The sequence below is a fragment of the Erysipelothrix urinaevulpis genome (assembly GCF_009828835.1).
Lineage (GTDB): Bacteria > Bacillota_I > Bacilli_A > Erysipelotrichales > Erysipelotrichaceae > Erysipelothrix > Erysipelothrix urinaevulpis.
Genome location: NZ_WTTB01000003.1, coordinates 1 through 20,124 on the forward strand (window position 1 = coordinate 1; position 20,124 = coordinate 20,124).

Sequence of the window (20,124 nt, forward strand, 5' to 3'; positions counted from 1 at the left end):
CTGAGCCAGGATCAAACTCTTCATTTGATTCTTTCTCATGAATAACTCTGACGAGTTATTGTTTTATTTTTGTTATCTATTTCTGTTTGAAATTGACGTTTCCTGTTCAGTTTTCAAAGACCATTGCGCACTTCTTGAGTGCCTAATCATAATACTATTTCTACCATCCTTTGTCAACTATGTTTTGAAATCTTTTTTAATATTCCACCATTTAAGGCTTTCGACGTCAAAACATAGCTGATTATCGCTTTTAAAACACAATGAATTTTTACTCTATATATTTTACTCTATATATTCTATATATAAGGAAGTAATTAACGTTCTTTTATATCAAAGTATTGATTGAAATACTGATAGATTAATTTCTCGTTAAAAGGAAAATAAGAATATTCCGCTCTTTCAACTAACTTATTCTTTTCAGTTTCAACAATTTCAATGATTTCATCACTGTAATTCATTTTAACCTGATGATCCAAAAACTCATCTTCGTCCAAAACAATTACTTTTCCATCTGGAAATTTCTTTACATCTAAATCATAATCAATATTTTTTAGTGACTCACCATCGTATATACTTGGTGATGCTAGATTACAATAATAATAAACACCTTTTTTTCTAATCATTGATATAACATTATACCAACGCTCAAAATAATAAAAACAAATGGCTGGTTCTCGTGTGAACCACTTCCGTCCATCACCTTCAACAACCCAGGTTTTATATGTAATCAACACTATTTTTTCATCATCGACATCCAACACAGTCCCACTTGACCAAGTACGATGTAATGACCCATCATGTTTATAACTTTGAATGTAAATTACTTCGCCTATTTTTGGTTTCATAATTTTCACATCCCATCCTAATTCATTATATGTTTTTGACAGACCAATATCAAATATTCGCATAAAAAAAGATAATTTCTAGTAAGAAATTATCCTTTACTATTTCTAATGTTCCAACAATCTTGGTTTGATGACCATAACCACAATAAAACTAACAATTGTCGTAGGAATCATATACGTTAAGTTATAAACCATGACCGCCTTTACCATATCGACAGGGTAGTATTCTGCAAAAAACACCCATCCAGATATATTGTGCGCCATAAACCGAACAATATTAGCAATAATTACCCCAATTGGTAATGCAAGACCTTTCACATTCCAGTCTTTGAACAAACCAACAATTGAATAAGACCCATAAGCAACAATATAATCCATAATAAATTGAACAACATGAACAAATGTTGGTGGATTAAACATAAACTTAAGGACTAAAGCAATCATCGACATAAACAATGTACGTCCAAAACCAAATTGGTAACCTGCAATAATCAGCGGAATAATACTTAATGACAGTTTCCCACCCGCTTGCATCTTAAACAATCCAAATCGATCACTTAAGAATTCTAACACAACAAATATAGCAATATACATCGCCATCAAAACAAGATCCTTCGTTTTCATTTTCATATAAAAAAAACACCTCCATAATAAATATGAGGCGTAAGGAAAAAACTCGAACTCCCTACGCTAGCACGACCTAGATCAGGTGATAAGGGTTTACGAGTAAATCGTTCTCAACTACAATAGTTCCCCTGTTCACAAATGTATTATACACAATATAGTAACTTAATCAAATACTATACGTTTCTTAATGTAATCAATATAATCTTTATAGCGCACACCATAAATAATTAAATCATCTTCAATTTCATATAACATAAGGCCGCTACCAAACACAATGCCGTGCAACAACTTCCAATTTACTTCATAATCAAGGTAGGGAATAAGTTCTCCTTCAATTGCTGATGTATTTTTTATAATTACTTTTTCATCTAGATCATGCAATGCATATTTAGCTTCAAAGGGTATATGTTTTGCACTCACGAAAATGATAACAGCATTTAGATCGTATAAATCTGAAAACACAGATTCTTCACCATAAGGAAAATCTAATGACTGAGGTCGTGAAAATAATTTTGCATACTTACCAAGTGACAACAAGGAAATACCGGGATGGTAGGCAAATTGGCTTTCATGTTTTAAAGATGCTAGTTGCATCATTTTAGTTGAACTTAAAATAAATCGTTCTTGAGGCTGTAAAGCCATCAAGAAATCGTCACCTTCAGCACTTGTGTTGAATTCACAATCCCCTAACATTACTAAGGTTCCCTCATTATTTGTTTTCTCAAGTAAGATATCTAAATATAATTTTGAGGTTTTTGCATCTAGACATTCATTGGTTCTTATCATAACTAAATCGTCGTGACGATGATTTAAGCGTTTTAATAATTTATCAATTGCCATGATTCTGTCTCCTTATATTTCTTTGATCTGACTATGCGCCAACTTACTTGCAGCTGCTGCAGCAATTGCACCAACAATATCATCTAAAAATGTATGACATTTTCCGTCTGTTGCATCATTTAGTTTAGCGATAATTCCAGGTTTTACTCGGTCAATGTAACCATAATTCGTCAATGCAATTGATCCGTATAAATTACAAATTCCATACGCCAATACCTCATCGATTCCGTATAAACCCTCATCAGTCATAATAATATTCTGAATACGTTCACTTCCAAACTTATTATTTTCAGTTTGAATATCAATATTTATCCCGGTTAACAAGGCATGTTGAACTTCCCTTTTATTTAAAACACCTTTTACAATTTCAGTGACTTCATCTCGATCAATATTTTTCACAAATTCTTTTTGCAAATAAACAACGCAGTCAACAATATCCGAAACCAAGACTCCACGTTCATTCAAAAGATTAACACATTCTTCGTACATAATAATCACCCTTCTAAATAATATGATATTATTATTATACATTATGAAAGGTTAAAAACCTAGAAGGAGTCTATCTATGAACTATACCGAACTAACAAAACTATTAAACAGTTATGGTTTAGCATTAAACACAATGATGTATGATGCTTTAACAATCGCACCTAAACAAGGCGCACCATATCGAAATGAAGCAATGGCTTTATTGAATGGTGAGTATTTCAAATTATTAACAAGTGACGAAAGCATAAAAGTATTCAAAGAAGCACAAAATCATGACGATGCAATTATTGCTGAAAGTGCTAAATATACAAGCAAAGAAATCTTAAAAATTAAGAACATTCCAGAAAAGGAATATGTAGATTTTGTTCATCTAACAAATGATTCTCAACAAGCATGGGAAGATGCAAAAAGTAAAAATGATTATTCATTATTTGAAGACAACTTAATTAAGTTAATTGCTTCTCGAAAAAAATTGATGGCTTATCGTGAGGAAGAACAACCTCTTTATACACAATTGCTCTCTGATTATGAAGATGGCCTAACACTTGAAAAAGTTGATGATTTTTTTGAAGTCATCAAGACAGAACTCGTACCATTTATTGATATTGTCATTGAAGCACAAGGTGATAAGCCTGATTTTTTAACAAGTCATGTGCCCATTGAAAAACAAAAAGAAATCTCAAAACTCATCATGGATCATCTTTCTTATAGTTTTGACTTTGGATATTTAGCTGAAGCCGAACATCCATTTAGTAGTACGTTCTCGATTAACGACACTCGCATCACAACACATTACAAAGTTGACGATTTTACTTCGAATATTTTCTCGGTAATTCATGAAGTCGGTCATTCTCTATATAACCACAATGTAAATCCTAAATTTGAAGGTCATGCCGTGGCAAATAATATGAGTTATAGCATGCATGAATCACAGTCACGTTTCCTAGAGAACAATATTGGACGAAGTAAAGAATTTTGGATTCCAATTTATGGGAAATTGCAAGCTATTATCCCAACCACTCTTTCCAATATTTCTCTTGATGAGTTTATTCTGGGTATTAATTATGTAGAGCGTTCTGCCATAAGAACTGAGTCCGATGAATTGACTTACCCACTTCATATTCTTGTTCGTTATGAATTAGAAAAAATGATGTTTGAAAGCAATGAGACACCCGAAAATCTCAATATCAAATTTAGAGATTTGATGAAGGAATATATTGGCATTAATGTTGAATCAGATGACCTTGGAATTCTTCAAGATGTTCACTGGTCAGATGCATCATTCGGGTATTTCCCAACATACGCATTAGGAAGCGCTTATGCTGCGCAGTTTATGGTTCAAATGGAAAAAGACATACCTTTAAAAAGTGGTTTAATGACTGGAGATTTAAAGCCAATGTTTATTTGGCTTAAAAACGAGGTTCATCAATATGGCGGTTTTTATCAAGCTGATACAATTTTAAACAAAGCTACCAATGAAAGTTTTAATCCTCACCACTACATTAACTACCTGAAGGAAAAATATAGCCAATTACTAGGCATATAGTTAGATATAAAAGTAGAAGTTTGCTAATATGGGGTCATAGAGGAGGAATTAATTAATGACACATACATTACCTAAATTACCTTATGCATACGATGCATTGGAACCACATATTGACAAAGAAACAATGGAGATTCACCATACAAAACACCACCAAGCATATATAAATAACTTGAATGGTGCACTTGAAAAACATCCTGAGTTAAAAGATAAAGATTTACAAGATATCGTCGCAAATATTGACAATGTTCCAGCAGACATAAAAGTCGCTGTTCAAAATAATGGTGGTGGCCATTTGAACCATAGTTTATTCTGGGAAACATTGACACCTAATTCTAAATTACTTGATAACGAAGTTACGAAGGCTATTACAGAAACTTTTGGATCATTTGATGATTTCAAAGCTAAGATTAGTGCAGCTGCTGCAACTCGTTTCGGTAGCGGTTGGGGATGGTTAGTCTTAAACAAAAACAAAGAATTAGAAGTAATCTCAACTCCGAACCAAGATAACCCAATTATGCAAAGTTATACTCCTTTACTAGGAATTGATGTTTGGGAACATGCCTACTACTTAAAATATCAAAACCGTCGTCCTGAGTATATCGAAAATTGGTTTAATGTTATTAATTGGGAAAAAGTTAACGAATTATATTTAAATAATAAGTAATCGATTAATCAGACTTACTTTCAATATCATAGAAGAGTGCTCAATTGAGCACTCTTTTTTTGTTTTTCAAGATACTCTAACGATTTATCATGGATGATAGAGTCATTTACACTCTTCGAAGCATTAGATAAAAGCCAGTTAAAGTGTCACTTTATTTCTTCTTTTTGGGTAGTTAAATCTTGAAAATCGACTGTTCTGATGTATTATCACACAGTTCTAATTATTTTATTGACTCGATTAAAATTGATTGTTATTCTTCTTGTGAAAGAGGGGTATTACAATATGTTACATTTATTTTCGAATTATTTTGCATTAGATTTTAAGGATTCAAATCCAAAAAGCATCAAGAATCATGCACCTGGTATTGTTTGGTTTATTGTTATTGCCATTGTATTCTACGCAATCTTTTGTACTTACAAAGGTCATAGCTTTGGCGTTATAGCAAACCCACTGAAAGTCGGGTGTTGGAAATAGATATAGAGAATTCTCTCTATATCTTTTTATTATGATTAAGGTACATATACTAGAAAAAAAATTTAACCATTTAGTTCTTAAAAATGTTGATTTAAAAATTGAGAATAACAATGTTTATGGTTTGATTGGGTTAAATGGTAGTGGTAAAACTACGCTGATAAATCTTATATTGGGCTTAGACCTAGATTTTAAAGGGAATATTTCATTCTCAGAAAATAGTCGAGGAATTGATGATTGCTTTTATATTCCTTCAGATTTTTTTCTACCTAATTACCTCACAGGACAAGAGTATTTTATTTATTTGCATAAACTAAAAGAAAAGGATATAAATTTTGATTATTTCAATAAGCTTTGTGAGTTGTTTTTTATTGATCAAAATAAATTAATTGAACATTACTCATATGGAATGAAGAAGAAAATCCAGTTTATTGTTGGAATCTTATTAAATTGCAAATACTATATTTTCGATGAGTTAACAAGTGGATTAGATATAGAAGCGGTTTTGCTCATTGAGAAAATCCTTGAGCATCATCAGTCTACTTTTATTATCTCTTCCCATGAGATTGATTTTATCGACCGCATCTCTAATGAAGTTCTTCTGATAGACAATCATCAAGTGCGATCAATTACTGGAAACCTAAGAGAACAGCTGTCGAGCCTAAGTAAAGTTGAAAGTTTATATGAGCAAATTAATAATTTTATTTAGAATCTTAATAAAAGAATTCCTTGGTAAGTTTAATGTTAAAGAAAACAAACAAAATTTATACTTGTTTGTGTTTGTTGTCGTTATTTTCGTTTACTACAGTCTTTCAATTACGCCAACGAACCTAAACTCGAATTTTGAAATGTTGAATAACATCGTCATACTAGGAATCTTACAGATCCCTTCCGTTGCAATAATTTCGTATCTCTTTGTCTATATTAGTTTTGATTTTTCTTATAAACTCAACCAATTTTTTGTAACAAATTTCATTAGCAATAAACTGTTAAACACTACAAAGAAAATATTGATGAGTATAGGAGTCCAGATTTTTGCACTTATTTTAATTCTTTTACAAGCTGGCATTCCACTTTACCGGAGTTTGAATGCAATTTTATTTTTAAAGTTTATTTTAATGAGCGTTATTGGTTTTAATCTAATGTTCGTAATTATTGATTGTTTTACAAAATATTTGGAAACGAACTATCAAAAATTGGGTTTTAAACTTACGGCAACACGAATAATAATCCTCGTTAATCTCTCAATTATTTATGTTGCTGTCTACTATTCTGAACTTGTGGTTTGGTTTAATGATTTAAAAAAATTAGATGTTTTTTCCTATTTTTCAAAAAGCAGTCTTATTTTTTGGCTCTTTCTTTTGTTTGTGTCGTTCATTCTATTATGGCTTTATTCTTTATTTATTACGCATACCGTAAGTTTGACACACACTTTTACAAATCGCTATTTTCGATTGACAAGTTCAAAAAAGATGACAACAGAAAGAAAGTATATCTATTCGATAATCAGAAATAGCAAGAGTTTATTCATACTTGTTTTTACTTTCTTAGCCCAAATGTTAAATTTAATGATGACAAAAGATCCTTCGATTGCTCTCTCTTTAAGTTTGTTTATGACAGCTATAGGAATCAACTTTTTTTCAAATATAAGCCATGAACAGAAATTTTTATTTTTCTATAACAATCATGACTCTATTAGTATTTTAGGTGTTTTGTTTCTTGTATTTACTGTAATTAATTCTCCGTTTATCGTTTTAGCTCTTAGGACTAATCCACTAGCAATTTTTCAAGCTTATCTGATCTTCTTGAGCTCTATCTATTTAGGAGTTGTTTTCCCGCGTGAAAATAATAGTTTGAATCGTTTTATATCAAATTTCATGCTGACTATATTTTCATTTCTGTTAATACTATTAAGCATCATTGTTAAGGAAACATATCTAAAATATACTCTGCATGTTTTATTGACATTTGTTTTTCTTGTATTCACTAGTTATAAATTTAGGAGGTTTTATGAAAAAAACAGCATTTAAAAGCATCTATTTAGGGACAAACCTTTTTCTTGCTTTACTTTTAATAGATTATGTTTTCACATTATTTTCTTTGTCAGAAACTGGAGTAGTTACCAGTACGATGGGAATTGTATTTGATCACATAGAGACACCAACTTATATTTCTACTTCTTTTAGTGTTGCACCTAGGATTATTTTGTTTTATTTTGCAATTCTAGGCCTAACAGCAATGGTAAATAAATTTAGCAAACATGATGTATCTCATTGATTTTTATATAACACTTACTTTGCATGAATCGGTTCATTTTATTTTTGCTTTATTCTTTGCTAGAACTCCACAATTAAAGTTCTTTTTATTCTTTTTCCCTTATATTGAGTATCGAGAAAATAACGCCTACCTACAAAATTGTATCATTAGTTTCGCACCAATTTTAATTCATCTTATTCTTTCAATAAGCAGTCGTGCAAGCCTTAGTTTTATTAACAGAATTTTTATGCTGTCGTTTCTTCCTGTTACCTCAGATGGTCAGTCATTTTGGCAAAATTTATTAAAATATTTTAACGAAAAGAGGAATTATGAAAATTAAAAAATATATTATTATTCTATTATTCTTTATAAGTGCTTGTTCGATGGAAGGAAGAAAACAATCATCACATTCGGATGGTCAATGGTTTAGCGAGTACAATTTGGATTCTTCTTCTATAAAAAATATATCTTTTGATGAGCTTATAAAGATGGAAGATAAAGAATCGTTCGCCATCGTTCTATCAACGCCTGATTGTGGTGCTTGTCAAAAAGCAATACCTTCCCTGAACACACTTGCATTTAAATATGAGCTAAACAACATTTATCATATTAACGCATCAAATATAGATCAAAAGCAACGTGCAGCGCTCAATGCACTTTTAAATAACCAACTTAAGACCCATGATGATGGCTCGATTTCCTTATTGGTACCTAGTTTGTATACTTTCACAAATGGTCAAATCAAGGATTCTCAAGTCGGGTTAACTGATTCTTTAAAGAGTTTAGAACAGGAATATCTTAGAATACTTAGCGATATGTAACCTTGTTAAAAAACTAATAACAGTCTTATATACTGCATTTTTTAATTATGTATCTTTATTTAGTCATAAATTCAAATTTAAAACGTAGATATTCGTTTAATTACGGAAACACAATATTTCACTGTTTCCGCTACAATTAATGAAGGTAGGAGGGATAGTATTGACACTTTAGATTTGAAAATAGACCTAATCCGTCATCACTTATCCACTCAACATATAAAGGTGACGGATCTTGCTTATGAAGCCGGTTATGCTCGTCCGTATTTATCTGCGATTTTAAATCGCAATCGACGAGCTAATCATGCGCTTTTAAACCACTTGTTAGAAACGCTTGATATAAACTATAAGTTAGAAATACAGCAGTTAGAAACATTGTATAGCCTTTTGGATATGTTTCAACACTCTCTTACCTACAAGACCATTAATCGAACATCACTCTATCAAAGAATCGAACCTTTATCGTATTTAATTTCGATTTCTCTTGTATTACAAAATCGTTATCATATTTTGAATTCGATTTATAAGATTCAAATGAATTTAAGTTATTCGTTAGATCAAGTTGAGTCTATGAATGACTCGTTGTACTATTGGTTATTATGTGAACATTATTTCTTAAAGCAAAAACCAATTCAATTAATGAACCATGCTGAGAATGGCCTAAGTTGCCCTAGCAAACTCTATATCTTTAATTACTACATGGCCTATGCCCATTTCTTGAATAACGATTTTATTTCTTCTTTGAAATTTTTAGAAGTTTCGGAGTATAATGCTTTAAAGAATCATAATTATCAAAGAATTATCGATATTCAATTATTAAGGATGAAGATTACGGTCATGAATAAAGACTTTAATAATTCATTCAAAATATATGAACAGCTCCGCAATTTACTATCTTATAATCAAGTAGCAAGTGATAGTTTGGATCAGGAATGGTTTAAATCTTTAATTTATCTCGATGAGCTTGATGACGCTATTCAACTCCGACATAACTTATCAAAGCATTCCTCTTCTACTAAATTGGCGAACATGATTTTAGATTTAAAGTTAAATTTAGAATCATCTGAAATTATTACAGAGAATGATTTTGAAGCATCAGTCTTGGTATTCATTCGTAAAATTAAAGAGCAAACCCTATCGACTTCTGAACTTGAAAAAAACATAGACTTTATTTGTAACGCATATTACCATGATTATTTAGTTAAATGTTTAACGTGTTCATATCTTGCTTCATATCTTCTAACAGCTAGAAGATATAAATCATTATCTGTAGTACTTCAAAAATTCCCCCAATTAAAAATAGGAAATCACAATCAGTGACTTCCTATTTTTTTCTAAAATAATGACAAATAATACCTTGAGCGATTGCGACATTTAAAGAATCAAACGCATTCATCTCAATAATAATTTCTTGGTCTGCATACGTTAGTATTTCCTGGGAAACACCTTGACCCTCTGAACCCATAACAATTGCAACCGGTTCAACCCTTAATGATTCCAATGGAACAGAATCGCTTGACAAATTGGTCACATAGACTTTAATTTTTTCTTTTTTTAACGCTTGAATTATTTCTCTGAGATCTCCTCTAATAACAGGAATGTGGAAAACTGCGCCTTGACTTGACCTTATCGCTTTAGGACTCAGATGATCTGCTGAATTATTCGATAGGTAGATCGCATCAAAACCAAAACTATGAGCTGTTCGTATCATTGTACCAATATTTCCAGGATCTTGAACACCATCAATTAAAATATGTCGACTTGATATCGTCTTAACGTCTTGCTTCATTTTGACTAGAGCAAATAGTGTTGAGCCTGAAGTAGAATCTGAAATCTTTTTACAAACGGTTTCACTAACCTGGATATCGCATGAGGCATCCAAGCCAATAACCTGATATTTATAACTCGATTTTTTAAGTTCTTGAATCAAGTGTTCGCCTTCCACCAAGAACTCTTGGTGGAGGTCACGATATTTTTTTTGTTTTAATTTGACTAAGTGTTTAACAAAGTCATTTTTAACTGAGGTAATCATTTTGTTAAGACACTAGCACAACGTTCACATAAACCATCTTCATTGACAGTTTCAACAATATTCCAGCAGCGTGGACATACACTTCCTTCAATTTTTTCAACTGCAATATTATACCCTTGAACTTCTTCTAATTGATCAGCTGTGAAACTCACTTTGGATACAATTAACCATTGAGCTAAATCTTGACCAAAGACTGTTTCTAATGTTTCTTTGAAATCGTTAGCAACATTTAATGTGACATGTGCTTCGAGCGATTTTCCGATAACTTTTTCTGCACGTTTATCTTCTAGTGCTTTAAACACCGCATCTCTAAATTCAAACAATTCTTTAAACAATTCGTTTTCTTGTTCAGTTAAGATTGCATCTTTCATCGGACTAAATGTTTCCAAATGAATACTTTCTGTTTCCGGACTAAATTGCTCAGTTAATTCTTCCATTGTATGAACTAGAATTGGCGCCATCAAGCGTGAGTAAATGTCAACAGCATGATATAAAACAGTTTGAACTTCTCGACGTTTTTTATCATCTTCTGCTTCAATATAAAGCGTGTCTTTGTTGTAGTCTAAGTAATATGATGACATGAGATTTGTCATTGAATTTAGGACAGTTGTTGTTACTTTTTGATAATCAAACTGTGCATAAGCCGCCTGTACTTGTTTATTTACATCAATAATTTCATTTAAGACATAACGATTAAGCAAACTCAAATCTTCTACTGCAACCCCATGTTCTTGTGCACTGAAGCCATTCAAGTTCCCTAACATAAATCTAAATGTATTTCTAATTTTTCTGTAGGATTCACTGATTTGTTTTAATAATTTTTCTGACATTGAAATATCACTGTGATAATCAACACTCGCAACCCACAGTCTGAGCGTGTCAGCACCTAAGGTTGAGGTAATTGCTTGAGGACTTAATGCATTTCCTTTAGATTTACTCATTTTTTCACCATCATCATGCATGATAAAGCCATGACTCACAACTTTTTTGTACGGTGAAATCCCATAAACAGCTGTTGAAATAATAAGTGATGAGTTAAACCATCCACGATATTGGTCAGATCCTTCAGCGTAAACATCTGCTGGTAAAGGCGTTTCTTTATGATCTAATGCAGCTGTATGTGATGATCCTGAATCAAACCAAACATCCATAATATCTTTTTCTTTTGTAAAGATACCATTTGGGGAATGCGCATTAACATACCCTTCAGGTAGTAAATCTTTTGCTTCCTTTTCAAACCAAACATTTGGACCTTCAGTTGCAAAGACAGTGACGATATGATCAAAAACTTCTTGTTCCATGATAGGATTTCCATCTTCACAATAAAAGATAGGAATTGGAACACCCCATGCTCTTTGTCTTGAAATACACCAATCGCCACGATCTGCAATCATATTGTGCATTCTTTTTTGTCCCCATGCCGGTTGCCACTCAACTTTTTCAATTTCAGCAAGAACTTGCTCTCTAACTGAATCAATCGATGCGAACCACTGTGTTGTAGCTCTAAAGATAATTGGCTTCTTTGTTCGCCAATCATGTGGATAGGAGTGAACAAGCCATGACATTTTATGCATGTGACCAAGCTCATCCAACTTCATAGTAACTGCTTTATTTGCTTCTTCAAATGTTAATCCGGCGAATTCTCCTGTAACTTCATTTAAAATACCTTGCTCGTTGACAGGACCAAAAGGTTCAATTCCATATTTTTTAGCAACTTCAAAGTCTTCTACACCATGGTCAGGAGCAGTATGAACACAGCCAGTTCCTGCGTCATCAGTGACATGATCACCATTTAAGACACGTGAAGTACGATCGTAAAGAGGATGTTTTACTGTAATATTCTCGAGATCGCTCCCTTTGAATTCTTTAAGGATAGTATGTTCTTTAACTTCAATCGTTTCAAGTACATCACCTATTAATGTTTTTCCCATAACTAAGTTTCCACGTTCGGTTTTCACAAGAACATAATCCATATCAGGATGGAGTGAAATCGCTAAGTTGGCTGGAATTGTCCACGGTGTGGTTGTCCAAATTAAGAATGCATCATCTTTATTTAATAACCCTTTGCCGTCTTCTACATTAAAGCTAACAAAAATAGCTGGGTCTCGTCTTTCTCTATATTCGATTTCAGCCTCTGCAAGCGCTGATTCACTGGAAGGAGACCAGTAAACTGGACGCATTCCTTTGTAAATCATTCCCTTCATCGCCATGTCAGAAAAGACTTTAATTTGTTTTGACACAAAATCTTTACTTAATGTAATGTAAGGGTTTTTGTAATCTGCAACAGTCCCTAATGATTTAAAGTCTGCTTTTTGAATTTCAACTTGTTCCAAAGCATATTTCTCACAAAGCGCTCTAAATTCTGCAATAGGCATCGATTTTCGATCAACCCCTAATTTTTGAATAGCATTTTCAATGGGTAATCCATGTGTGTCCCATCCTGGTCTAAACGGCGTTTTATAACCCGCCATAAATTTAGAACGAACAAGAAAATCTTTTAAAATTTTATTTAATGCATGACCCAAGTGAATATTACCGTTTGCATACGGAGGACCATCGTGTAAAACAAATTGTTCATGTCCTTCTCTTTTTAATTGCATTTGTGCATAAAGATCCATTGTTTCCCATTTTTCTTGAAAACGTGGTTCTTTCTTATTGAGGTTACCTCTCATCTCAAATTCTGTTTTTGGTAACAATAGTGTACTCTTATAATCCATAATCTTTATCTCCTTCTTAATAAAAAATAACGCCCTTACAAGAATATGTAAGGACGTCATAAACGCGGTACCACCTTAGTTCATGGCTAAAAACACCATGCTCTTAAAAAACTTAACGCGTCTTAAACGTAATTTCTTACTCTTCGTTCAGAAATCAAACTCGCAAGTGATATCCAATCAATCTCTTGTTCGCTCTCACCGTTTACGAACTCTCTTTAATTATTGATCAGATGTGTCTTGGTCTTCGTCTAACCATGCTAATGGCGGAGCTTCTGGAAGTTCCAAACCATTCAGTACAGTTTCTAATTCTTTAATTTTTGTTTGTAATTCATCTCTTAGTACATGAGATTGGGTCGAAATTCTAGCAATCTCCACTAATATCTGACGTGCCGATGACATTGCTTCACGAACAATCATATCAGCATTATCATAAGCACGATCAATGATTGAGTTTGCTTCACGCAATGCAATTCGAGCCATCTCTTCTGCTGCACGTTCACGAACTCTTAGTTCATCAATCAGTGTTTCATATCGACTACTTAAATGAGCTTTTTGTTGGCTTAAATTGTCAACTTGCTCTTTGTAGATTTCAGATTGTTTTTTGCTTTCCTGAAGTTCACGCTGTAATTGAGCAATTTCTTGATCAACTTCAAACCGGTCATACCCTTTTCGTTTGATCTGAAATTCTTTCTTGCTACTCATCCAACTCATCAATGTTCATACTAATTTCACCTTCAACACCAATTGTTTTAGGTGTGCACAGTATGACATTGTGTCCTATTTTTTGAATTGAACCATCAAGTGCAAAGACAACTCCCGTTAAAAAATCAATCGTTCTTTGGGCATAATCTCTTTGCAATCGATGAAGATTAACAACGGCTGCACGTCGTTCTTTTAAGTAACGGGCAACTTCATCTGCTTCTTCAAATGATCTTGGTTCAAATAACACCATTTTTGTATCGCTTGGCAACTTAGGACCTCCTTGAGAACGTGGTTGCTCATATTCACTCAAACGTTCTGTTTCTTCTTCAGTCAGTTCAATATACTCCTCGTAATCGTCTTCTACGGGAGTCAGTATGTTTTTTAATTTATCTTTAAAACTCATCGCGCTTCCTCCATTGAAACAATTATAACACAGTCAAAGCCTATTTAACTATTTATCCGCTTCAACTTCTAGTAAACCATAATCACCATCACGGCGCTTATAAACAACCGCTACTTCATTTGTTTCATCGTCTGTATAAACAAAGAATGAGTGACCTAACATTTCCATATCCACAATCGCATCGTTTAAGTTCATTTTTTCTGCAAAAACAGCTTTTGTTCGGACTAATTGTGGTTCTTCTTCCAAATCTTTTTCTTCTTGCTCAATCATTTTTAAGAAAGCTTGTGATAAACCTTCTCTATTTTTCTTGGAAATACGTGTTTTATGTCTTCGTATTTGATCTTCTAATTTGTCGACAGCCTTATCAATTGCTGCATAGAAATCTTCGTGAAGGACCTCTGCACGGAGCGTTCCGATTTTTGATGTAATTGTAATTTCTACTTTTACACCTTCTGGATAAACATTTACAACCACATTTGCTCTAAATGAATCATCGACATCGAAATACTTATCTAAGAATTGGAGCTTTTCCTCCACCTTAGCGTGCATTGCATCGGTAATATCAACATTCTTACCATGAATATAAATTAACATATTACTTCCTCCTTCTTTTTATTATTTATCATAAATACTATCATAATACTTCATCTGAATTCCTTCAGGACGTCCTGTGTCATACTGACGATTTTCTAATAAATCATCAAAGGAATCTCGTTCTCCAGCTAGCGCTAAAGAAAATTCATGAAGTAGTAACACACCAAGTTTCACTGAATAATCATATAATTCAATAAAACTCATGGTTGAAACATCCTCAATATCCGTTGGGTTTGACCAAGGCTCTTTCTTGAGGTTGAGAACATCATATTTAGCATCGATTTTCGAATTGACTATATGACTCGAGAATGCCCAAGGTTCGGCCATTTTATTTTCAAGTGACTCAACCAAAGGGGTAAACAAATTATGAGGATCATATAAGAACTTTAAAATAGATTTAAATGATGTAATCGCAGATGCGACGGTTTCTGGTTTTGTATAGATACCAAAAACATCCGATAACATTTGTTGGTAGAAAAATGAAATCACTCGTTTTTCATAATCATCAACATCAACGAATCGATAAGCTTTCAAAGAGGCCATATCTTTTCGTTTAACATAAGTGACCATGAGGGCATCCAACATTGATTCATATCGATAATGCCAATATTTGCTTTTCCCACTCAGCGGACCTGAACGGTAAAAAACAAACGGATGGGCTAGCGAATCAAGCGACCAATGTAGAAAATGTCCTGCTACGTATGCAATGAGTACATTCTTCCTTTTGTCATCTTTTGTCGACTGAATAAACTTAAGCGCATGATTATAAAAATCATTGATGTTACGAGTATGAACTGCGTGTCCATAATCTGCTACAATTGCGTTTAATTTTTGATCTTGCCATGGAAAGACATTGTAATAGAATAACATATCTGGTCCATTGCTTCCCAATAGAAATGCTTTAGGATGTTTTGCTATTGCATCTCTGACTTGAGATTCTTCCAATTGATTATAAACATCAAGCGCCATAAGTCCATGAGCTGTTACATTTGGAATATCGGCCACCTCCTTTAATACATTGTATCAAGAAAAGGTTAAACTTTCATTATTTTTATACAATTTTCATATTCTGTATAGTCTAGACCAAATGATTCAGCAACACCTTGATGAGTTACTTGTCCTTGATAACAGTTTAATCCTTTGATTAATCCTTCATTAATTTCCAAAGCTTTTTCTAAACCATAGTTCGCAATTGTTAAGCCGTAAGGCAATGTTGCGTTTGCTAATGCAACTGTCGATGTTTTAGGCACAGCACCTGGCATGTTGCTGACCGAGTAATGAACGATGCCATCAACGATATAAATTGGATCACTGTGTGTTGTTGGATGGCTTGTTTCAAAGCAGCCGCCTTGATCAATTGCAACATCAACCAAAACAGTTCCTTTTTCCATAAGTGATAGGTGTTCTTTTCTTACCAGTTTAGGTGTTTTCGCACCTGGTAAAAGCACACTTCCTACAACAACATCTGCCCTTTTTAATTCTTCTTCAATGCTTTTTTCATCACTATACAATGTTTCAACTTGGCCATTAAAAACATCTTCAATATAAGCTAAACGATCAAGATTTCGATCTAAAACAGCAACAGTTGCGCCAGTTCCCAAAGCCGTCTTACAAGCGCTCATCCCTACAACTCCGCCTCCAATTACGGTGACATGACCACTCCTTACTCCTGGTACTCCTGATAATAAAATCCCTTTACCGCCATAAGTTTTCTCTAAGTATTTTGACCCTTCTTGAATCGATAAGCGACCTGCCACTTCTGACATTGGTTTTAATAATGGTAAACGTCCTTCTTGGTCAACCACAGTCTCATAAGCAATTGCACTGACCTGTTTTTCTAATAATGCATGGGTTAGGGCTTCATTGCTTGCTAAATGAAGGTAAGTAAAAATAATTTGATTATTCCTCATCAAATCAAATTCACTTTCCAAAGGTTCTTTAACTTTGATGATCATTTCTGCTTTTTGCCAAACTGTTTCAGGTTTATCGATGAGAGTTGCTCCTGCCTCTTGGTAATCTAGATCAGTGAATCCACTCCCTAAGCCTAAACCTTTTTCAACGAGGACTTGATGACCAACTTTAACATATTCTTTAACATGGGCTGGAATCAAGCCAACTCGATTTTCAAATTCTTTAATTTCTTTTACACTTCCGATAATCATAATGTTTCTCCTTAATTCCGATGACGATCTCCACGTCTTGGTATATTGTTTTCTTTAACTATTTCTTCTATTAAAAAATAATACCACATGTCGGTTTATTTTGAAAATAGAACTATCCTCTTAATTGCTATCAAAGCACTAATTTGTTATAGTTTTGATAGATAGGGATTATATTTTTCAATCCCCACGTGAGAAGGAGATGGTATTATGGACATAAAAAAATTGATTGACCTGCTCAAACGTCCTCAAAACGAAGTTCTTAAAGAATTGGGCGCTAGTCAGAGTGGTTATTCTGGTGAAAAAGCTGCTCAACTTTTGGAGGATTATGGTCCCAATGAAATCCAACAGAAAAAACGAAAAAATCCGTTTGTTGGATTTGTGAACGTCTTAATCAATCCTTTTAACCTTGTATTAATGATTGTGATTGTCGTTACATTTTTTAGCGACATTTTACTCCCAAAGGAAAAAGACTTTGTAACTTTCACAATATTAGTTGTCATTGTCATGATTTCTACACTAATCTCATTTATTCAAGATGAACGTTCAAGTGCAGCAAGTGAAAAACTATTAAATATGGTTTCGAATACGACCGCCGCTTTACGTGATGGTGAATTTATTGAAATTCCCATCGATGAATTGGTCTTAGGTGATATCGTTCGTTTATCAGCAGGTGACATTATTCCTGCAGACATGCGTGTGATTTCTGCAAAAGACTTGTTTATCTCTCAAGCGACTTTAACAGGAGAATCTCAACCTATCGAAAAATTTGTCAGTTTTAATGATAAAAAAACAGACAGTGAGAGCGATTATTCAAATCTGTGTTTAATGGGGACAAACGTTGTGAGTGGAAGTGCACGCGCCGTTGTCATTCGAACAGGGAACAATACATACTTAGGCCAAATGAATCGCAGTTTGGAAAATACAAAAAGACCGAATAGTTTTGAAAATAGCATCGCAACAATCAGTCGATTATTAATGAGATTAATGTTGATTATGTTACCTATTATTTTCATTATTAATGGTATTTTAAAAGGAAACTTCCTTGATTCATTCACCTTTGCTTTAACTGTTGCGGTTGGGTTAACCCCAGAAATGCTTCCAGTTGTCTTGTCGAGTGGCTTAGCTCGCGGGGCGATTAATATGGCAAAACATGAAACCATCGTAAAATCTCAGAGTTCAATTTCTTCATTTGGTGAGATGGATGTCCTATGTACTGATAAAACTGGAACAATTACGCAAGATAACATCATTTTGGAACGTTATATGGATGTAACGGGTGAAGATGACATGCGCGTTTTACGACATGCCTATCTGAACTCCTATTTCCAAAGTGGATTAAAAAATCTGATTGACTTAGCAATTATTGAGCGTGCCAAATCTTATAATATGGATGACTTGGTTAATTACTATCGTATTGTTGATGAAGTTCCATTTGATTTTGCTCGTCGCCGTATGTCTGTTATCCTCGAAGATGGAAATGGCAAAAGACAGTTAATTTCCAAGGGTGCCGTTGAAGAAATTTTAAAAATTTGTAGTTATATTGATCGTGGCGGAATCGTCACTAAATTAGATGATCAAACCCGTCAAGAAGCCTTTGAAGTTTATGAACAACATAATCATGATGGTTTGAGAATGATTGCTGTCGCTCAAAAAAACGACATTCCTAATGAACATGAATTTGGCATTAAAGATGAATCAGATATGGTTCTCATCGGTTTTGTTGGTTTCTTAGATCCACCAAAAGAAAGTGCAAAACCAACCATTGAAAGTCTAAACCAACACGGTGTTGATGTTGTTGTTATTACGGGAGATAGTTTAGGTGTTGCTAAAAAAGTCTGTGCGAAGGTTGGAATCGATACTGAGGTAACCTATCTCGGTAAAGATATTGATGCAATGGACGATACTCAACTGCGTGAGGTAGTAGGTAGTTGTCATTTATTTGCAAAAATATCACCTGTTCAAAAACAAAGAATTGTTAAGGCATTGCAAGAAAATAATCATACTGTTGGTTTCTTGGGAGATGGAATTAATGATGCGCTTGCTTTAAAGCAAGCTGATGTTGGTATCTCAGTCGATACTGCCGTTGATATTGCTAAAGAAAGTGCTGATATCATTCTCTTGAAGAAAGATCTCACTGTCCTTGAAAAAGGTATCCTTGAAGGACGTAAAACAATTGTTAACATGATTAAATACCTTGAAATGGCAGTCAGTGGGAACTTTGGTAATATGATTTCAGTCATCGTTGCAAGTTTATTCTTGCCTTTCTTACCTTTACTTCCTGTTCATATTTTAGTACAAAACTTGCTCAGTGATTTGGCTCAAACAGGAATTCCGTTTGACAATTGCGATGACGAAGACCTTGATAAGCCTCGCAAATTAGAGTCGGGTCGCTTGGTTAAATTTATGGCAGTCTTTGGTCCATTAAGTTCTGTTTTCGACATTATGTCATTTATTGTACTGTACTATGTCTTAGGAATTAACACACCAGCACAAGCTACCGCATTCCAAGCTTTCTGGTTTACCTTTGGGATTTTATCTCAAGCTCTTATTATCTTTATCATTCGAGCAAAAAAACCATTTTCTTTCAAAAACAAACCTTCGACTGTCTTAGTCGCGGTATCAATTTTATCTGTTGCAATCACAGTGGCCTTAGTAACCACACCGCTTGCTTACTCAATTGAGCTAGCTCCACTTGCTCCAGGACATCTTTCTTGGGTCCTTGGAATTGTTGGATTATATTTGATAACAACTGCTATCGTCAAGAAGTTTGTTTGGACTCCATTAGATTAAATAATAATCATTCATTAAAAAGAACTGCTTAAATAAAAACCATGACAATTTCATGGAATCCGTTTTATTTACTGCAGTTCTTTTTTTCATTCAATTAAAAACAATATTACGTATGGAGTCCAAAAAGGTATGACGCCTTATCATGGAAGGAAGTCATACCTTTATCAC

20 protein-coding genes, 1 riboswitch and 1 other annotated feature are annotated in these 20,124 nt (G+C 33.6%); of the genes, 9 read left to right on the top strand and 11 right to left on the bottom strand.

Annotated features, from left to right (window positions below; genetic code table 11):
- Window positions 1–314: 314 nt before the first annotated feature.
- The 4 genes from GVV10_RS03725 to GVV10_RS03740 form a co-directional block, all read right to left on the bottom strand.
- Window positions 315–845 carry a DUF402 domain-containing protein gene (locus GVV10_RS03725; protein WP_159519751.1) on the bottom strand — a complete coding sequence of 177 codons (531 nt, stop codon included), beginning with the start codon at window positions 843–845 and terminating at the stop codon, window positions 315–317.
- Between the two features lie 105 nt (window positions 846–950).
- Window positions 951–1,475, bottom strand: coding sequence for an energy-coupled thiamine transporter ThiT (locus GVV10_RS03730; protein WP_159519753.1), 525 nt, complete (start codon window positions 1,473–1,475; stop codon window positions 951–953).
- A 35-nt stretch (window positions 1,476–1,510) separates the two neighbouring features.
- Window positions 1,511–1,612, bottom strand: a riboswitch (TPP riboswitch).
- 22 nt (window positions 1,613–1,634) lie between these two features.
- On the bottom strand, window positions 1,635–2,312 hold the full coding sequence (locus GVV10_RS03735) for an AAC(3) family N-acetyltransferase (protein ID WP_159519755.1): 678 nt from the start codon (window positions 2,310–2,312) through the stop codon (window positions 1,635–1,637).
- Window positions 2,313–2,324: 12 nt separating this feature from the next.
- On the bottom strand, window positions 2,325–2,801 hold the full coding sequence (locus GVV10_RS03740; protein ID WP_159519757.1) for a phosphatidylglycerophosphatase A family protein: 477 nt from the start codon (window positions 2,799–2,801) through the stop codon (window positions 2,325–2,327).
- 76 nt (window positions 2,802–2,877) lie between these two features.
- On the opposite strand from GVV10_RS03740, the gene GVV10_RS03745 reads away from it, so the two are divergent.
- The 8 genes from GVV10_RS03745 to GVV10_RS03780 all read left to right on the top strand — a co-directional run bounded on the left by GVV10_RS03745 (window position 2,878) and on the right by GVV10_RS03780 (window position 9,876).
- On the top strand, window positions 2,878–4,347 hold the full coding sequence (locus GVV10_RS03745) for a carboxypeptidase M32 (RefSeq protein ID WP_159519759.1): 1,470 nt from the start codon (window positions 2,878–2,880) through the stop codon (window positions 4,345–4,347).
- A 55-nt stretch (window positions 4,348–4,402) separates the two neighbouring features.
- A complete protein-coding gene (locus tag GVV10_RS03750) occupies window positions 4,403–5,011 on the top strand; it encodes a superoxide dismutase (protein ID WP_159519761.1) in 609 nt (202 codons plus the stop codon).
- 282 nt (window positions 5,012–5,293) lie between these two features.
- A complete protein-coding gene (locus GVV10_RS03755) occupies window positions 5,294–5,485 on the top strand; it encodes a hypothetical protein (protein WP_159519763.1) in 192 nt (63 codons plus the stop codon).
- Window positions 5,486–5,516: 31 nt separating this feature from the next.
- Window positions 5,517–6,191, top strand: coding sequence for an ATP-binding cassette domain-containing protein (locus tag GVV10_RS03760; protein ID WP_159519766.1), 675 nt, complete (start codon window positions 5,517–5,519; stop codon window positions 6,189–6,191).
- Window positions 6,166–7,512 (top strand): hypothetical protein, encoded by a 1,347-nt coding sequence (locus tag GVV10_RS03765; RefSeq protein ID WP_159519768.1) that lies wholly within the window; start codon window positions 6,166–6,168, stop codon window positions 7,510–7,512. Before GVV10_RS03760 ends, GVV10_RS03765 begins: the two co-directional genes overlap by 26 nt.
- Window positions 7,493–7,759: a hypothetical protein gene (locus GVV10_RS03770; RefSeq protein WP_159519770.1), complete on the top strand. Its 267-nt coding sequence runs from the start codon at window positions 7,493–7,495 to the stop codon at window positions 7,757–7,759. The genes GVV10_RS03765 and GVV10_RS03770 overlap by 20 nt, the downstream gene beginning before the upstream one ends.
- Before the next feature lie 308 nt (window positions 7,760–8,067).
- Window positions 8,068–8,559: a hypothetical protein gene (locus tag GVV10_RS03775; RefSeq protein WP_159519772.1), complete on the top strand. Its 492-nt coding sequence runs from the start codon at window positions 8,068–8,070 to the stop codon at window positions 8,557–8,559.
- Between the two features lie 174 nt (window positions 8,560–8,733).
- Window positions 8,734–9,876, top strand: a complete 1,143-nt coding sequence (locus tag GVV10_RS03780; RefSeq protein WP_159519774.1) for a hypothetical protein — start codon at window positions 8,734–8,736, stop codon at window positions 9,874–9,876.
- A gap of 4 nt (window positions 9,877–9,880) precedes the next feature.
- On the opposite strand, the gene GVV10_RS03785 is transcribed toward GVV10_RS03780, so the two are convergent.
- The 7 genes from GVV10_RS03785 to ald form a co-directional block, all read right to left on the bottom strand.
- Window positions 9,881–10,588, bottom strand: coding sequence for a TrmH family RNA methyltransferase (locus tag GVV10_RS03785; protein ID WP_159519776.1), 708 nt, complete (start codon window positions 10,586–10,588; stop codon window positions 9,881–9,883).
- The gene (gene ileS, locus GVV10_RS03790) at window positions 10,585–13,305 is read right to left on the bottom strand and encodes an isoleucine--tRNA ligase (protein WP_159519778.1); all 2,721 of its coding nucleotides are present in this window, start codon (window positions 13,303–13,305) and stop codon (window positions 10,585–10,587) included. The genes GVV10_RS03785 and ileS overlap by 4 nt, the downstream gene beginning before the upstream one ends.
- A 46-nt stretch (window positions 13,306–13,351) precedes the next feature.
- Window positions 13,352–13,559 (bottom strand) — a binding site (T-box leader).
- Window positions 13,525–14,007 (bottom strand): DivIVA domain-containing protein, encoded by a 483-nt coding sequence (locus GVV10_RS03795; protein ID WP_159519779.1) that lies wholly within the window; start codon window positions 14,005–14,007, stop codon window positions 13,525–13,527. (Overlaps the previous feature by 35 nt.)
- Window positions 14,000–14,410 (bottom strand): cell division protein SepF, encoded by a 411-nt coding sequence (locus GVV10_RS03800; protein WP_159519780.1) that lies wholly within the window; start codon window positions 14,408–14,410, stop codon window positions 14,000–14,002. Before GVV10_RS03800 ends, GVV10_RS03795 begins: the two co-directional genes overlap by 8 nt.
- 48 nt (window positions 14,411–14,458) lie before the next feature.
- Window positions 14,459–15,004: a ribosome hibernation-promoting factor, HPF/YfiA family gene (hpf, locus tag GVV10_RS03805; RefSeq protein ID WP_159519781.1), complete on the bottom strand. Its 546-nt coding sequence runs from the start codon at window positions 15,002–15,004 to the stop codon at window positions 14,459–14,461.
- A gap of 21 nt (window positions 15,005–15,025) precedes the next feature.
- Window positions 15,026–16,009, bottom strand: a complete 984-nt coding sequence (locus tag GVV10_RS03810; RefSeq protein ID WP_159519782.1) for a zinc dependent phospholipase C family protein — start codon at window positions 16,007–16,009, stop codon at window positions 15,026–15,028.
- A 29-nt stretch (window positions 16,010–16,038) separates the two neighbouring features.
- A complete protein-coding gene (gene ald / locus GVV10_RS03815) occupies window positions 16,039–17,166 on the bottom strand; it encodes an alanine dehydrogenase (RefSeq protein WP_159519783.1) in 1,128 nt (375 codons plus the stop codon).
- A gap of 207 nt (window positions 17,167–17,373) precedes the next feature.
- Between ald and mgtA the strand changes: the two genes are divergently transcribed.
- Complete coding sequence (gene mgtA, locus GVV10_RS03820; RefSeq protein ID WP_159519784.1) at window positions 17,374–19,956, top strand: magnesium-translocating P-type ATPase; 2,583 nt, start codon at window positions 17,374–17,376, stop codon at window positions 19,954–19,956.
- Window positions 19,957–20,124: the final 168 nt, after the last annotated feature.

Excerpts from the sequence above, each read along its gene's own strand:
- GVV10_RS03725 (WP_159519751.1), bottom strand. The coding sequence starts at position 845 with ATGAAACCAAAAATAGGCGAAGTAATTTACATTCAAAGTTATAAACAT.
- GVV10_RS03770 (WP_159519770.1), top strand. The coding sequence starts at position 7,493 with ATGAAAAAAACAGCATTTAAAAGCATCTATTTAGGGACAAACCTTTTT.
- ald (WP_159519783.1), bottom strand. The coding sequence starts at position 17,166 with ATGATTATCGGAAGTGTAAAAGAAATTAAAGAATTTGAAAATCGAGTT.
- mgtA (WP_159519784.1), top strand. The coding sequence starts at position 17,374 with ATGGACATAAAAAAATTGATTGACCTGCTCAAACGTCCTCAAAACGAA.
- GVV10_RS03730 (WP_159519753.1), bottom strand. The coding sequence starts at position 1,475 with ATGAAAATGAAAACGAAGGATCTTGTTTTGATGGCGATGTATATTGCT.
- GVV10_RS03740 (WP_159519757.1), bottom strand. The coding sequence starts at position 2,801 with ATGTACGAAGAATGTGTTAATCTTTTGAATGAACGTGGAGTCTTGGTT.
- GVV10_RS03735 (WP_159519755.1), bottom strand. The coding sequence starts at position 2,312 with ATGGCAATTGATAAATTATTAAAACGCTTAAATCATCGTCACGACGAT.
- GVV10_RS03800 (WP_159519780.1), bottom strand. The coding sequence starts at position 14,410 with ATGAGTTTTAAAGATAAATTAAAAAACATACTGACTCCCGTAGAAGAC.
- GVV10_RS03795 (WP_159519779.1), bottom strand. The coding sequence starts at position 14,007 with ATGAGTAGCAAGAAAGAATTTCAGATCAAACGAAAAGGGTATGACCGG.
- GVV10_RS03775 (WP_159519772.1), top strand. The coding sequence starts at position 8,068 with ATGAAAATTAAAAAATATATTATTATTCTATTATTCTTTATAAGTGCT.
- ileS (WP_159519778.1), bottom strand. The coding sequence starts at position 13,305 with ATGGATTATAAGAGTACACTATTGTTACCAAAAACAGAATTTGAGATG.
- GVV10_RS03765 (WP_159519768.1), top strand. The coding sequence starts at position 6,166 with ATGAGCAAATTAATAATTTTATTTAGAATCTTAATAAAAGAATTCCTT.
- GVV10_RS03785 (WP_159519776.1), bottom strand. The coding sequence starts at position 10,588 with ATGATTACCTCAGTTAAAAATGACTTTGTTAAACACTTAGTCAAATTA.
- GVV10_RS03755 (WP_159519763.1), top strand. The coding sequence starts at position 5,294 with ATGTTACATTTATTTTCGAATTATTTTGCATTAGATTTTAAGGATTCA.
- GVV10_RS03760 (WP_159519766.1), top strand. The coding sequence starts at position 5,517 with ATGATTAAGGTACATATACTAGAAAAAAAATTTAACCATTTAGTTCTT.
- GVV10_RS03745 (WP_159519759.1), top strand. The coding sequence starts at position 2,878 with ATGAACTATACCGAACTAACAAAACTATTAAACAGTTATGGTTTAGCA.
- hpf (WP_159519781.1), bottom strand. The coding sequence starts at position 15,004 with ATGTTAATTTATATTCATGGTAAGAATGTTGATATTACCGATGCAATG.
- GVV10_RS03750 (WP_159519761.1), top strand. The coding sequence starts at position 4,403 with ATGACACATACATTACCTAAATTACCTTATGCATACGATGCATTGGAA.